1 protein-coding gene is annotated in these 1,296 nt (G+C 65.5%); it reads right to left on the bottom strand.

Going from position 1 to position 1,296, the window contains the following annotated elements; all coding sequences use genetic code 11:
- Positions 1–33 precede the first annotated feature (33 nt).
- Positions 34–1,226, bottom strand: a protein-coding gene (locus tag MSA03_RS14280; protein WP_147051531.1) for an IS3 family transposase whose coding sequence is annotated in 2 segments (ribosomal slippage) — positions 34–939 and positions 942–1,226 — 1,191 coding nt in all. Because the reading frame shifts where the segments join, the coding sequence is not laid out codon by codon here.
- Positions 1,227–1,296: the final 70 nt, after the last annotated feature.

The following is a 1,296-nucleotide window of genomic DNA, read 5'->3' as shown; positions in this document are numbered from 1 at the left end:
GGGACTGCTGCACGAGTAGGTGACAGGTTGTAGTCACGCGGCCAGTGCGGCCGGCGTGTTCATGATGACCTCGAACTCGACGGGCGTCAAACGACCGAGGCGGCGTTGACGACGCCGCCGGTGGTAGGTTCGCTCGATCCAGGTCACGATCGCGATGCGCAACTGCTCGCGGGTGGTCCAGGAGCGGCGATCGAGGACGTTCTTCTGCAGCAGAGCGAAGAAGCTCTCCATGGCGGCGTTGTCCCCGCTCGAGCCGACTCGGCCCATGGATCCGACCATCCGGTGACGGGTCAGGGCGCGGAGGAATTTGCGGCTCCGAAATTGAGATCCTCTGTCGCTGTGAACGATGCAGCCGGCGACGTCACCGCGCATCGCGACCGCATTCTCGAGCGCCTGGACGGCCAGACGGGACTTCATTCTCGAGTCGATCGAGTACCCCACGATCCGGCCGCTGAACGCGTCCTTGATCGCGCAGAGGTAGAGCTTGCCTTCCGCGGTTTTGTGTTCCGTGATGTCGACCAGCCAGAGCTCGTTCGGCTCGCCTGCGGTAAACACATGCCGCACCCGTCCGTTCTCATCGACCACGGCGCAGAGGTCGTCATGGACGGGCGGGCCAGGCTTGCGGCCCTTACCGCGCTTGGGTTTCCCGAACGCGCTGAACCAGCCGTTGTTCGACGCGATCCGCCACGCGGTCCGATCCGTCATGACTTCGCCGGCTTCTGCGGCCTCGTCGGCCAGGAGCCGGTGCCCGAACTCGGGGTCGTCCTTGTGAGCGTCGAACAGTGCGTTCGCGCGGTATGCCTCGACCACCTCACTCGGCGTGATGGGAGCGGCCAGCCACCGGTAGTACGGCTGACGAGAGAGCTTGAGAACCCGGCACGTCACCGCGACGGGGACACCGTCAGCGGCGAGCTCTGTCACGAGCGGGTAGAGCCTTTTCCCGGCAGGTTCGCCTGCGACAGATATGCCGCCGCACGGCGCAACACCTCGTTCTCCTGCTCAAGGAGCCGGTTCCGCTTCTTCAACTCGCGGATCTCCGCCGCCTCGGTTCGCGAGTGGCCGGGCTTGGCGCCCTCGTCGATATCAGCGCGACGCAGCCACTTCTGCAACGTCATCGGGTGGACGCCGAAGTCTCTCGCGATCTGCTCGATCGTCACTCCGGGCTCACGATTCCTCGCGACGCGCACGACGTCGTCACGGAACTCGGTGGGGTAGGGCTTCGGCACGCTGCCATCCTTCCAGGCCGGCCCTCCCGGGCAAGCCAGATCAGATGTCACCTATCCGTGCAGCGGTCCC

Source organism: Microbacterium saccharophilum, from assembly GCF_007992455.1.
GTDB classification, from domain to species: domain Bacteria; phylum Actinomycetota; class Actinomycetes; order Actinomycetales; family Microbacteriaceae; genus Microbacterium; species Microbacterium saccharophilum.
Note: the sequence above shows the minus strand (reverse complement) of the source record. Positions and strands in the feature narration are given on the sequence as shown.